The organism is Kocuria flava (genome assembly GCF_001482365.1).
In the GTDB taxonomy this organism is placed as follows: domain Bacteria; phylum Actinomycetota; class Actinomycetes; order Actinomycetales; family Micrococcaceae; genus Kocuria; species Kocuria flava.
This window is the reverse complement of record NZ_CP013254.1, coordinates 1,597,325-1,609,471: the sequence shown is the minus strand read 5'-3', so window position 1 is coordinate 1,609,471 and position 12,147 is coordinate 1,597,325. Positions and strand designations below refer to the sequence as shown.

The following is a 12,147-nucleotide window of genomic DNA, read 5'->3' as shown; positions in this document are numbered from 1 at the left end:
CGACATCGGAGCAGGACGCCGCCGGGACCGACCCCGGCAGCCGTCGCTGGGGACCGGGTCGGGGCTCGCCGGGGGGCGAGCGCCGGCCGCGACCGGTCCGCCGAGCCGACCCGCGATCCACCAGGGGGGAAATCCACATGAGCGAGACTCTGCACACCATCGGCGCCGACGGGCGCCGGACCCGGGCCGAGGACGCCCGCGGGGGCACCGGCGGGCCCGGCACCCCGCCCGCGCCGCCGGCCACGACGCCGCCGTGGCGGCGGCTGGCCCGCCGCTGGCCCACCATCCTCGGCACCTGGCTGCTCGTGCTGGTCGCGGCCCTCGTGGCCGGGCTGCTGTGGCCGCCGAGCTACCAGGCCACGGCCTCCATGACCGTCTCCCCGAGCGCGGTCAACCCGCTCACCGGGGCCTCCGGCACCGAGGAGGTCGAGATGCAGACCGAGATGGCCACCATGGCCTCCCAGCGCATCACGACCCGCGCGGCCGCCCTGCTGCAGGACGTGCCCGTCGAGGACGCCGACCCCGCGCTCGCGCAGGAGCTCGTCGAGCAGCTCGAGACCGCCGCCCCGGACGACACCCAGGTGCTGCGCGTGACCGTCACCGCCGGCGACCCGAACCAGGCCGCCGAGCGCGCCAACGCCCTGGCCGAGGCCTACCTCGCCGACCGGGCCGAGGACGTGCGCACCACCGCGGACGACACGCTCAAGCGCATCGACGAGTCCATCGCGGGCCTCGAGCGCTCGGACGACGACGCCTACAGCCTGCGCCAGCTGCGCGAGCAGCGCACCGCGCTGGCGCTGATCTCCCCGACCCCGGGCCGCGTGATCAGCGAGGCCACGCCGCCGGAGCAGCCCTCCTCCGCGGGCCTGCTGCTCTTCCTCGCCGGCGGGCTCGCCGGCGGGCTGCTGCTGGGCGCCCTCGCCGGGGCTCTGCGCGAGCGCGCCGACCACACCGTGCGCCGTCCCGATCGCCTCGCCGAGGTGACCGGCACCCCCGTGGTCGTGCTGCGCTCCGAGGACGACGCCGACGGCGCCCTCGAGCTGCTGCGCCGGCTGGCCCAGGACCAGGGCCGGGCCGTGCCGCGGCCGGGCTCGCGGATCGCCGTGCACTCGGCCCGCCCGGGCCAGGCCGCCGTGGTCGTCAACGCCCTCGACGAGGTGCTCACCTCGTGGGGCGGGTCGATCGAGCTCGTCGGCGCCGACGCCCTCGCCGAGACCGTGGGCCCGATGGCCGGGCCCGACTGGCCCGAGTTCGACGACGCCCCGCCCGCCCTGCTGGCCGCCGTGGTCCCGCCGCGCGCCGGCGTCGCGGAGCTGGCCGCGCTGGCCGACCGCGTCGACGGCGTGGTCCTGGCCGTCGAGCCCCGCGGCGACCGCCGCCGCTTCGGCAGCCTGTTCGCGCGGCTCGCCGGTCGCGGCGCCGCCGTGGTGCCCGCGTTCGTGGCCCAGCGCCAGGCCCGCACCGAGCCGGCCCCGGCGCACGCCGCCCAGGACTGAGCACACCCGCCCCTGCCGGGGAGCGGCTCCCCAGGAGCCCGCTCCCCGGCACGGGCGCATCCCCGGTCCGGCGCAGCCGCCGCCGTCCGGCGCCCGCCCGGCTCCCGTCGGCCCCGCCGTCGTCCGGCCGGGGCGGCCGCGGCACCGGCTCCCGTCGGCCTCGCCGTCGTCCGCCCGGGGCGGTCGCGGCACCGGGGCGAGTCCCCGTCCACACCGGCCGGCGCCTCCCGGCCCGGCCGCCCCGTCGTCGTCCGTCCGTCCCGTCGTCCGCCACCTGCTGTGAGGAGTCCGCCGTGGAACCCACCACCCGCTCTACCGCCCCCGTCCCGGTCGTCCTGCCCGCCCACGACGTCGTGGTCTCCCTGGGCGCCCAGGAGCACGGCTTCGACCGGCTCGTCGAGTGGGTCGAGGCCTGGCTCGTCCGCCGTCCCGAGGTCAGCTGCCTGCTGCAGCACGGCTTCTCCCGCCCGTCGCCGCTGGCGCGCTCGGTGCGCCGGGTCCCGCGCCCGCAGCTGCTCGAGCAGTACCGGCAGGCCTCGGCCGTGGTCGTCCAGGGCGGCCCGTCCTCGATCGCCGACGCGCGGGGTCTGGGGATCCGGCCGCTGGCCGTGCCGCGGCGACCCGCCCTCGGCGAGCACCGGGACGACCACCAGGCCGCGGTCACCGATTTGATGGCGCAGGCGGGCGAGGTCGTCCGGCCGGACTCCGCCGAGGAGCTGGCGGTCCTGCTGGACCTGGCGCTCGCCCGGCCGGCGCTCTTCCGTGACGGTCCCGCCCCGCACCGTGCGGCCCCGGAGCGGCGCGAGCGGCCGCGCATCGCGGTCTGAGCCCGGCGGCGGCCCGGTCCGCCGCGGCCCCGCGCGAAGCCGCGGCGCCCCGTCCCCGTCCCCGCATCCCTGGCCGCTCCGGCACGGCCTGCCACCCGGAACGGTCAGCGCCTCCGGGTGCGGCACCCGGCGCGGGAGCGGCCGCGGAGAGCGGACCACGGGAGGTTGCGCACACCGCGGGGCCGCACGGGGCTCAGGGGGCCTGCACCGCCAGCGCGGGCCGTCCCCGGGCGCGCAGCCGCTCGGCGAGCGCGGCGGCCGCGGCGGCGCCGTCGAGCACGTGGGCGACCGTCGGCCCCGAGCCCGAGACGAGGCTCGCGAGCGCCCCCGCCTCCTCCCCCAGCGCGAGCGTCCGCGCGAGGTGGGGCGCCAGGGACAGCGCGGCCGGCTCCAGGTCGTTGCGCAGCAGCGGCGCGGCCCGGCCGAGGTCGCCCCGGGCCAGGGCCGGCTCGAGCTCCGGCGGCAGCGCGGGCGGGGGCACGTCCGCGCCGGCCCGCAGCCGGTCGAGCTCGGCGTAGACGGCGGGCGTCGACAGCCCGGCCGTGTCGGCGACGAGCACCAGGTGCAGGGGCGCGCCCACGGCCGCGGGCCGCAGCTGCGCCCCCGTGCCGGTGCCGACCGCCGCCCCGCCCGCCAGCGCGAACGGCACGTCCGCGCCGAGACCGGCGGCGAGGTGCCGCAAGACGTCGTCGTCGAGCGCGGGCTCCCCGGAGACCCGGGCCGCGAGGCGGTTGACGGCCCGCAGCGCGGCCGCGGCGTCGGCGGAGCCCCCGCCCATGCCCCCGGCCACGGGCACGGCCTTGTCGATGCGCAGGTGCAGCCCGCCGATCAGCCGGGGGAAGCGCTCGAGGACCGCCCGCGCCGCCCGCACCGCCAGGTTGGCCGCGCCGGTGGGGACCGTGTCGAGGGAGAAGGTGCCCGCGGCGATCTGCTGGTCCAAGAGGGAGCCGGGCACCGCGGCGACGTCCACGGCGATGCCGTCGCCGCGGGTCAGCGTGGCGGTCACGGTCTCGGCGGCGCTCACGGCGCAGTACAGGCTGGCGACGTCGTGGTAGCCGTCCGGGCGCGGCGGGCCGGCGGCGAAGAACAGGTTGACCTTGCCGGGGGCGCGGGCCTGCTCGGCGAGCATCATCGTGGTCACGCCCCGCGCACCTCCGCGCCCAGTCCCGCCGCCGCGGCGGCACCGGCGATCCGGGCGAACTCGTGGACGTCGAGCGTCTCGCCCCGGCGGGCCGGGTCGATGCCGGCGGTGTGCAGGACCTCCTCAGCCGCGGCCCCCGAGCCGGCCCAGCCCGCGAGCGCCGCGCGCAGGGTCTTGCGGCGCTGGGCGAAGGCGGCGTCGACCACCGTGAAGACGAGGTCGCGGTCGACGTCCGCGACCGGTGCGTCGCGGCGGACCAGGCGCACCAGCCCCGAGGCGATCTGCGGGGCCGGCCAGAAGACGTTCTTGCCGATCGTGCCGGCCTTGGTGACCTCGGCGTACCAGGCGGCCTTCACCGACGGCACCCCGTAGACCTTCGATCCCGGGGCCGCGGCGAGCCGGTCGGCGACCTCCTCCTGGACCATGACCAGCCCGTGGCGGATCGAGCCGAAGCGCCCCAGCAGGTGGAGCAGCACCGGGACGGCCACGTTGTAGGGCAGGTTCGCCACGAGCGCCGTGGGCTCCGCCGGCAGCTGCTGGACCCGCAGGGCGTCGTGCTCGAGCACCGTGAGCCGGTCCGCGCGCTCCGGGCGGAACCGCCGGACCGTGTGCGGCAGCTGCGCCGCCAGCGGCGGGTCGATCTCCACGGCCACGACCTGCTCGGCGGCGTCCAGCAGCCCCAGCGTCAGCGAGCCCAGCCCCGGCCCGACCTCCAGCACCGTCTCGTCCGGCCCCAGCTGCGCGGCGGCGACGATCCGCCGGATGGTGTTGGGGTCGATCACGAAGTTCTGCCCCAGCGTCTTGGTCGGCCGGATGCCCAGCTGCCCGGCGAGCGCCCGGATCTCGGCGGGCCCCAGCAGCGGGCGGGCGGCGGCGGGGTCGGTGGATTCTGTCACCGGCTCATCGTATCGGCCCGCCCCGGCCCTCCCGCCCCCCCCGCCGACTCCCCACCGCCGCTGCCAGGGACACCGTCGAGCCCCCATCCTCGCCACCGAGACCCCATACCGCCCGCAGTTCCTCCGCCGACTCCCCACCTCGTCCACCGCATCACCCGCCCACTCCCCGCTCCGCAACACATCACCCGCCGATTCCCCACCCCACCTGCCGAGCCCCCATCCGAACCGCACCGCGCCCCGCCGACTCCCCACTCCACCCACCTCAATCCCGCCCAGTCCCCTCGGTCGCGGCATTTCCCCCGTGGCGCCACGGGGGAAATGCCGCGACCGAGGGGACTCGGCGGCGACACCATTCGGACGTTCCGATCGGGTTCCGTCCGCGGTCCGGCCGGCGACTGCACCACCGAGAGCACCCCACCGGCGCGCCGACCGCCCAGGGCCGGCACCGCCACCGCACCGGCATCAGTGAATCCGGGCACCTGTCGCGCTCCGGAAGCTGCTGCACCCGTCGCGCCCCCGAAACTGCTGCACCTGTCGCGCCCCGGAAGCCGCCGCGCACGCAGCACCTGCTGCACCGCGAGCACCATCCGCACTGCACCACAGCGGCTCCCACGCCGGCCGTCGAGCACCGTCCACACCCCGCTCCGGGCCGAGACGGCCTGGGCCGGGCGACTGCTACCACCGAGCCATGACTGCACTCGATCCCGGTCCGGGCGCCGACCTGCCGCCGCTGCTCCGCACCGCGGACCTCCAGGACGCCGGGCTCGGCGACCGCGCCGTCCACCGACAGGTCCAGGAGGGCCGGCTGGTCCGCCTCCGCGCCGGCTGGTACGTCCGAGGCGAGCCGTACCGGGCCCTGCGGCAGGAGGACCGGATGCTGCTGGGCCATCTGGCCTACGCCCGGTCGTCGACGGCGGACCCGGTGCTCTGCCACGCCTCGGCCGCCCTGGTGCACGGCCTGCGCCTGTACCGGGTCCCCACCCGCGTCCACACCGTCTCGGCCCCGGGGCGCGGCACGCACAACGGCGCCCCGGACGTCGTCCGCCACCAGGAGCCCCTGCCGCCGGCGGACGTGGTCGAGGTGCGCGGCATCCGGGTGACCTCCGCCGAGCGCACGCTGCTGGACTGCGCTCGGCTGCTGCCCTTCACCGATGCCGTGGTCCTCGCCGACCAGGCGGCCGCGGTCCGGGTGACCCGAGCCCGCCTGGAGCGGCGCCTGCCGGAGTGGAGGGGCCGGCGCGGGGTGCGCCGGGCCCACCGGGTCCTGTGCGCCATGGACGTCCGGGCGGAGTCCGTGGGCGAGACGCTGACGCGCCTGATGCTGGCCGAGTGGGGCCTGCCCGAGCCGCGACTCCAGTGGGTCCTCGACGGCCGGTCCGGGCGCTACCGCGCTGACCTCGCGTGGCCGGAGCACCGTGTGGTCCTCGAGTTCGACGGCCGGCTCAAGTACGCCCACGCCGACCCCGCGGTCGTGGCCTCCGTCCTGCGCGACGAACGACGACGGGAGGTCGAGATCCAGGAGCTCGGCTGGACGGTGATCCGGATCGGGTGGAAGGACGTGGTGAGCACTCCGGAGACCACGGTCGCCCGCATCAAGAAAGCCCTGCAGGCAGGCGGCCACCGCCCCTGACCCTGCCCCGCCGCCCGTCCGTCCGCGAACGACGCGACCGAGGGGACTCGGCGGGCCGGCCGTGGGTCGGGTGGGGACTCGGTGAGTCCCCAGCGGGGCGGTGGGGCGTCGGCGCTCAGAAGTCGCCGTAGACGTCCCGCGTGTTGGTCCACAGCTGCCGGCACAGCTGCTCGAGGTCCTGCTCGAGCTCCTGGGCCATGCCGCGCACCGTCCAGTTCGTCACGTAGCTGGCGTTGGGCCGGCCCCGGTACGGGTGGGGGGTGAGGAAGGGGGCGTCGGTCTCCACGAGCACGAGCTCCGGACGGGCCTCGTGCAGGGCCGCCCGCAGCCCGGTGCTGTTCTTGAAGGTCACGGTCCCGGAGAAGGACATGTACCAGCCGTGCTCGTTGCAGGTGCGGGCGAGCTCGGCGTCGCCGGAGAAGCAGTGGAAGACGGTGCGCTCGGGAGCGCCCTCCTCGAGCAGCACCGCGACGACGTCGGCGTGGGCGTCACGGTCGTGGATCTGCAGCGCCTTGCCGGTCTCCCGGGCGAAGCGGATGTGCTCGCGGAAGGAGCGCTTCTGGTGCTCGCGGCCCTCCCCCTCGGTGCGGAAGTAGTCGAGGCCGGTCTCGCCGAAGGCGCGGACCCGCTCGTGGTCGCCGAGGCGGCGGATCTCGGCGAGGGCCTCGTCGAGCCGTCCGGCCGCGGCGAGCCCGGGTGCCTCGTTGGGGTGCAGGGCGACGGCGGCGAGCACGCGCGGATCGGCCTCGGCGGCGGCGACGGCGAAGCGGGAGGAGGGCACGTCGCAGCCGACCTGCACGACCCCGGCGACGCCGGCGAGGGCGGCGGCGTCCACGGCGTCGCGCACGGAGACGGCCACTTCCCCGTCCTGGAGGTCCATGTGGGTGTGGTTGTCGGCGACCGGGTGCGGCAGCGGCTCGGGGGCCGGCGGGTACCGGAGGTTGCGGCGGCGGCCCTCGTCGGAGCGGGAGCGGCGGCGGGTGCCCTCGCCGTCGGGCACGTCCTCGGGCACGGCGTAGCGGGCCGGGTCGTAGGCCGGCGGGACGGCGCCGGGCTCCTGGGCCGGGCGCCGGGCGGGGTCGGCCCACAGGGTGGCGGTGAGACGGGGGGCGTTCGGGTCGGTCACGGGCGGGCACCTCGGGGTCGGCGGGGCGGCGGCACGGGCGGGCGCGCCGTGCCGGGACCAATCTACGAGGCCGCGGCGGGACCGCACATACTGGGGGCAGCAGCCCCGAGCGGAGACCGAGGAGACCATGGAGTCCTTTCCCCAGCACACGCAGGCGATCCTGGACCGCGTCAACGCGGTCATCGACGGCAAGCCGGAGGCGGCGCGGACCGCGCTGACGGTCCTGCTGGCGGGCGGGCACCTGCTCGTGGAGGACGTCCCGGGTGTGGGCAAGACCATGCTCGCCCGCACGCTGGCGAGCGCGATCGGCGGGACGGTGGCGCGCATCCAGTTCACCCCGGACCTGCTGCCCACGGACATCACGGGGGTGTCGGTCTACGACCAGGCGCGGCGGGAGTTCGAGTTCAAGCCGGGGCCGGTGTTCGCGAACGTGGTGATCGGCGACGAGATCAACCGGGCCTCGGCGAAGACCCAGTCGGCGCTGCTGGAGTGCATGGCGGAGGGCCAGGTCACCGCGGACGGCACCACGTACCGGCTGGCCGCGCCGTTCATGGTGGTGGCCACCCAGAACCCGGTCGAGATGGACGGGACGTTCCCGCTGCCCGAGGCACAGCGGGACCGGTTCACGGCGCGGATCTCGATGGGCTACCCGGACGCGGCCGCGGAGGCGACGATGCTCGCCGACCACGGCGGCGGCTCGCCGCTGGCGGGGCTCGGGCCGGTCGTCTCCGTGGCGGACGCGGCGCGGCTGGTCGAGCACGTGCGCGGGATCCACGTCTCGGACGCGGTGCGGGAGTACATCGTGGCGCTGGGCGCGGCCACCCGCTCGCACCCGCAGCTGCGGCTCGGCGCGAGCCCCCGGGCGCTGCTGCAGCTGCAGGCGGCCGCCCGCGCGGAGGCCGCCCTGAGCGGACGCGACTGGGTGCTGCCCGACGACGTCCGCACGGTCGCCGTGCCCGTGCTCGCCCACCGCCTGATCCTGGACCGCCGGGCCGGGGCGAGCTCGGCCGAGGAGCTGGTGCGGTCGGTGCTGTCGGACGTGCGGGTCCCGGCCGAGCCCTCCGCCCGGGGCCGATGAGCCGGGTCCGGCGCGGGGCCGAGGAGGGCAGGACCGGGGAGCGCACCACCGGGGAGCGCAGGGCCGAGGAGCTCGACGCCGCCGGTGAGCGCGCCGAGCGGCCGGTGGACTCCCGGGCCCGCTTCACCGGGCGCGGGTGGGCGTTCCTGGCCGCGGGCGCGCTGAGCCTGCTGGCGGCCACGTGGCTGGGCCGCAAGGACGTGCTGGCGCTGGCCCTGTTCCTGGGCGGGACCCCGCTGTTCGCGGCCCTGTCGCTGTACGTGGTGCGGCCGCGGGTGCTGCTCAAGCGCACCGTGGACCCGGCGCTCGTGACCGCAGGCGACCCGGCGACGGTGCGGCTGCGGGTGCGCCACCGGGCACGCCGCGGCCGGGAGGTCCACGGGGCCGTGGCCGTGCGCGAGACGGTGCCCGCGGCCCTCGGCGGGGACCGCGAGCTCGAGGTCGGGGCCGACGGGACGCCGGCCGGCTACACGGTGCGCCCCCTGGCGCGCGGACTGTGGCCGCTGGGGCCCGCGACCGTGCAGGTCGCGGACCCCTTCGGCCTGGCCACCGAGCTGCTCGACGCCTCGGAGCGCGGCGTCCTGCACGTGGCGCCGGCCGCCGTGCCGCTGCCCGAGATCAGCCCCGACCGGCTGCGCGAGGCCGGCGCCGAGCCCTCCCGCACGGGCCGTCCCGCTCCCGGGCCCGACAACGTCACGACCCGCGAGTACCGCCACGGCGACCCGATGCGCCGCGTGCACTGGGCGGCCTCGGCCCGCCACGGGCAGCTGATGGTCCGGCAGGAGGACCCGCGCAGCGTGCGGCGGCTCAGCCTCGTCCTGGACCTCGACGAGCGCTCGTGGCCGGGCGAGCGGGTCTGGGCCGGCGTGCTGCCGAGCACCGCGGCCCTGGAGTGGGCGGTGGGGCTGACCGCCGCGGTCCTCGACCACCTGGCCCGCCGCGAGACCCTCGTGCACGCCCTCGACGGCTTCGGCCGCGCCCTGCCCCGCGGCGGCGAGGACGACGACGGTGCCGCGCGCGCCGTCACCGCGGTGACCGACGAGGGCGCCGAGGACGTCCGGCACGGACTGGCCCGGGTGCGCCCGGTGCCCGCTCCCCGCGGGGCCTCCCTGGCCGAGCGCGTGGACCGGGAGCGGCTCGTGCACCCGGTGCTGCTGGTCTCCGGGGACCTGGGCGCCGGGGCCGCCGAGCGGGTGCTCGCGGCGACCGAGCGCGCCGGTGCCGGCAGCGCGGTGCTGGTGATCGAGGACGGCTCCCCGCCCGCCGGGGCCGCGGTGCTCGAGGCCGCCGGCTGGACGGTCGTGCTCGCCGCCCCGGGCACCGACCCCGAGGACGCCTGGGCCGGGCTGGGCGCCCGCGGCCCGGCCGCCGCGCCCCGGAGGCCCGCGGCCGGGGCGGGCTCCGGGTCCGCACCGGCCGGCGGCCCGCGGGCCGCGGACGGTCCCGGGGCGCCGGACCGGCCGGGCGGGCCCGGGCGCGCCGCGGACGGACCGCAGGGCACCGGGACGGCGCCGGGGGCGGGCCGGTGAGCCCCCGCCGCCCCGCGCCCGGTCCGGCGACGGCCCCCGTCCCCGCCGCCCCGTCCACGGCCGCCCCCGGCCGCTCCCCCGCCGCCGTCCTGGGCCCGGCGGGGACCGTGCTCGCCGCGACCGCCCTGTCCCTCGTCGCCCTGGCCGGGGTGCTCGACGGCGCCGGCTGGGTGGCCGGCGCCCTGCTGGCCGCCCTCGGCACGGTCGCGGCCACGGCCGTGGCCCGGCTCGTCGGCCTGCCCGCGCTCACCGCTCCCCTGTTCGGGGCCGGCGCCCTGGTCCTCGTGCTGACCGTGGTCTTCCTGCGCGAGCCGGCCCTGCTGGGCTTCGTGCCCACCCCGGCGGCCCTGGCCCGGGCGCAGGAGCTGGTGCGGGAGGCGGCCGGCGTCGTCGGCCGCCGGCCCGCTCCCTACCAGGCCGGGCCGGCGGCCTCCTTCACCGCGGCCCTGCTCGCCGGGCTGGTGGCCCTGCTGATCGACGTGCTGCTCACGGTCCTGCGCCTGCCCGGGCTCAGCGCGCTGGGGGTGCTGGCCGTGCTCGCCGTCCCCGCGCTCGTGCTGCCCGGCAGCGTGGGCCCCGCCGGGACGGCCGCGGCGGTGCTCGCGGCCCTGCTGCTGCTCGCCGGCGGGCGGCACTGGGGCGCGGTGCGCGAGGCCCGCACCGCGCCCGCCCCGGGCAGCGTGCCCCGGGCCCTGGTCGTGGGCGCCGGGGTGCTCGCCGTGACCCTGGTGCTGCCGGGCCTCGTGCCGGGCTTCGTCAGCGGTGCCTTCCCGCAGGGCAGCGGCCCGGCCGGCCAGCGCGCCCCCGGCGTGGGCCCGCTGCGGGCCGTGGGCCAGGACCTGCGCACGGCCGAGCAGGCCCCCGTGCTCGAGCACACGGGCGAGCCGCAGCTGCTGCGCGTGCTGACCCTCGAGGACTTCGGCGCACCCGAGTGGTTCCCCGCCGAGGACGGGCTCGAGGAGGGGCTGGAGGACTTCGGCCCGAGCCCGCTGACCCCCGTGGGCCCGGGCGCGGAACGGACCACCGCGGTGACGCTGCGGGACCGGCCGGGGCGGTGGCTGCCGCTGCCCTGGGCCCCGCTCGAGGTCGAGGCCCCCGCGGGCGAGGACTGGTCCTGGAGCCCCCGGGACCTCACGGTGCACGCCGATCCCGCCCCGGAGCCCGGCACCGCCTACGAGGTCCGCGCGGTCGAGCCCACGCCCACCGCCCGGCAGCTGCGGGAGGCCCCCGCCGCCCGCGACCCCGCCCTGGACCCCTTCCGTGCCCTGCCCGCGGACACCCCCGCCGCCCTGCGGGAGGCCGCCGAGCGCCGGACCCGCGAGGCCCGCACGGACTTCGACCGGGCCCTGGCCCTGCAGGAGTGGCTGCGCTCCGACGAGTTCGTCCACGACGTCGACGCCCCGCTGGCCGGCGGCTACGACGCCGGGGGCATGGCCGCCCTGGACACGTTCCTCGAGACCCGCACCGGCTACTCCGGGCACTTCGCCCCGGCGATGGCCGTGATGGCCCGGGAGCTCGGGATCCCCGCCCGCGTGGCGGTCGGCTACCTCCCGCCCGCCGCCGAGGACACCGCCTTCGCCGGGGCGCAGGAGGCCGTGCGGGTGCGCCCGCGCGACGCCCACGCCTGGCCCGAGCTGTGGTTCGAGGGCACGGGCTGGGTGCGCTTCGAGCCGACCCCCGGCACCGAGGACGTCCCCGGCTACGCGGACGAGGACCCCTCCGGGCCCGAGGACCCGGACGCGTCCGGGCCGGACGGACGGCCGAGCGCCGATCCCTCCGCGCCGGAGACCGGACCGGCGAGCGCTCCCCCGACCGCCCCGCCGACGGCGACGCCCAGCACCAGCCCCGAGCCGGCGGTCACCGGTCCCGCGAGCGCCGAGCCGGCCCCGGCCGAGGAGCCCGTGGAGCGGACCACGGTCCCGGTGTGGCTGCCGTGGCTGCTCGCGGCCGCCGGCGCGCTGCTGCTGGTCCTGCCGGCGGCGCTGCCGCGGCTGCTGCGCGGACGGCGGCGGGCCCGGCGGCTGCGCCTGCTCGAGGACCCCGGGGCCGACCCGGCGGCCCGGGTGCTGGCCGGTTGGGCCGAGGTCGAGGACCTCGCCGTCGACCACGGGCTGGGCCGGGCCCCGGCCGAGACCCCGCGGGCGTTCACGGACCGCCTGGCCGGGCTGCTGCCGGCCGCGGCGCCGGGCCTGCAGCGGCTCGTAGCGGACGTCGAGCGCGCGCTCTACGGGCCGGCCGCGGGGACGTGGGTGCCGGCGGCGGGCGACGGCGACGTGCGCGCGCTGCAGGTCGCGCTCGCGGACCGGCCGGGGTCCCGGCGGGCCCGCTGGCTGCCGCCCTCCGTGCTGCGCGGCCGCTGAGGACGGCCGCACCGGGCGGTCCGCCGTGGCGCGGGAGGGCCGGCCCCCGCGCGACGTCCGCCCG

Annotated in this window: 9 protein-coding genes; 6 read left to right on the top strand and 3 right to left on the bottom strand. The window is 78.8% G+C overall.

Translation table 11 applies throughout. The features are described from left to right. Window positions 1-137 precede the first annotated feature (137 nt). Both AS188_RS07245 and AS188_RS07240 read left to right on the top strand, forming a co-directional pair. Window positions 138-1,496 carry a YveK family protein gene (locus AS188_RS07245; RefSeq protein WP_058858289.1) on the top strand — a complete coding sequence of 453 codons (1,359 nt, stop codon included), beginning with the start codon at window positions 138-140 and terminating at the stop codon, window positions 1,494-1,496. 293 nt (window positions 1,497-1,789) lie between these two features. Then, a complete protein-coding gene (locus AS188_RS07240; protein ID WP_058858288.1) occupies window positions 1,790-2,323 on the top strand; it encodes a glycosyltransferase in 534 nt (177 codons plus the stop codon). A 193-nt stretch (window positions 2,324-2,516) separates the two neighbouring features. Here AS188_RS07240 and AS188_RS07235 read toward each other — a convergent pair whose 3' ends face one another. Both AS188_RS07235 and rsmA read right to left on the bottom strand, forming a co-directional pair. Further along, window positions 2,517-3,455 (bottom strand): 4-(cytidine 5'-diphospho)-2-C-methyl-D-erythritol kinase, encoded by a 939-nt coding sequence (locus tag AS188_RS07235; protein WP_058859793.1) that lies wholly within the window; start codon window positions 3,453-3,455, stop codon window positions 2,517-2,519. A 5-nt stretch (window positions 3,456-3,460) separates the two neighbouring features. After that, window positions 3,461-4,360: a 16S rRNA (adenine(1518)-N(6)/adenine(1519)-N(6))-dimethyltransferase RsmA gene (gene rsmA, locus AS188_RS07230; protein ID WP_058858287.1), complete on the bottom strand. Its 900-nt coding sequence runs from the start codon at window positions 4,358-4,360 to the stop codon at window positions 3,461-3,463. A 688-nt stretch (window positions 4,361-5,048) separates the two neighbouring features. Here rsmA and AS188_RS17665 point away from each other — a divergent pair. After that, window positions 5,049-5,990, top strand: a complete 942-nt coding sequence (locus tag AS188_RS17665) for a type IV toxin-antitoxin system AbiEi family antitoxin domain-containing protein (RefSeq protein ID WP_058858286.1) — start codon at window positions 5,049-5,051, stop codon at window positions 5,988-5,990. Between the two features lie 115 nt (window positions 5,991-6,105). Here the strand turns inward: AS188_RS17665 and AS188_RS07220 are convergent, their stop codons facing one another. Further along, window positions 6,106-7,116: a TatD family hydrolase gene (locus AS188_RS07220; protein WP_058858285.1), complete on the bottom strand. Its 1,011-nt coding sequence runs from the start codon at window positions 7,114-7,116 to the stop codon at window positions 6,106-6,108. Between the two features lie 127 nt (window positions 7,117-7,243). On the opposite strand from AS188_RS07220, the gene AS188_RS07215 reads away from it, so the two are divergent. Genes AS188_RS07215 through AS188_RS07205 form a run of 3 tightly spaced genes read left to right on the top strand, consistent with a single transcriptional unit; the run spans window position 7,244 to window position 12,083 of the window. Beyond that, a complete protein-coding gene (locus tag AS188_RS07215; protein ID WP_058858284.1) occupies window positions 7,244-8,194 on the top strand; it encodes an AAA family ATPase in 951 nt (316 codons plus the stop codon). Beyond that, window positions 8,191-9,723 carry a DUF58 domain-containing protein gene (locus AS188_RS07210; RefSeq protein WP_083529306.1) on the top strand — a complete coding sequence of 511 codons (1,533 nt, stop codon included), beginning with the start codon at window positions 8,191-8,193 and terminating at the stop codon, window positions 9,721-9,723. The genes AS188_RS07215 and AS188_RS07210 overlap by 4 nt, the downstream gene beginning before the upstream one ends. Then, window positions 9,720-12,083, top strand: coding sequence for a transglutaminase TgpA family protein (locus AS188_RS07205; RefSeq protein WP_058858283.1), 2,364 nt, complete (start codon window positions 9,720-9,722; stop codon window positions 12,081-12,083). The genes AS188_RS07210 and AS188_RS07205 overlap by 4 nt, the downstream gene beginning before the upstream one ends. Window positions 12,084-12,147: the final 64 nt, after the last annotated feature.

Coding starts and splice junctions, on each gene's coding strand:
- AS188_RS07235 (WP_058859793.1), bottom strand. CDS start 3,455: ATGATGCTCGCCGAGCAGGCCCGCGCCCCCGGCAAGGTCAACCTGTTC.
- AS188_RS17665 (WP_058858286.1), top strand. CDS start 5,049: ATGACTGCACTCGATCCCGGTCCGGGCGCCGACCTGCCGCCGCTGCTC.
- AS188_RS07245 (WP_058858289.1), top strand. CDS start 138: ATGAGCGAGACTCTGCACACCATCGGCGCCGACGGGCGCCGGACCCGG.
- AS188_RS07215 (WP_058858284.1), top strand. CDS start 7,244: ATGGAGTCCTTTCCCCAGCACACGCAGGCGATCCTGGACCGCGTCAAC.
- AS188_RS07210 (WP_083529306.1), top strand. CDS start 8,191: ATGAGCCGGGTCCGGCGCGGGGCCGAGGAGGGCAGGACCGGGGAGCGC.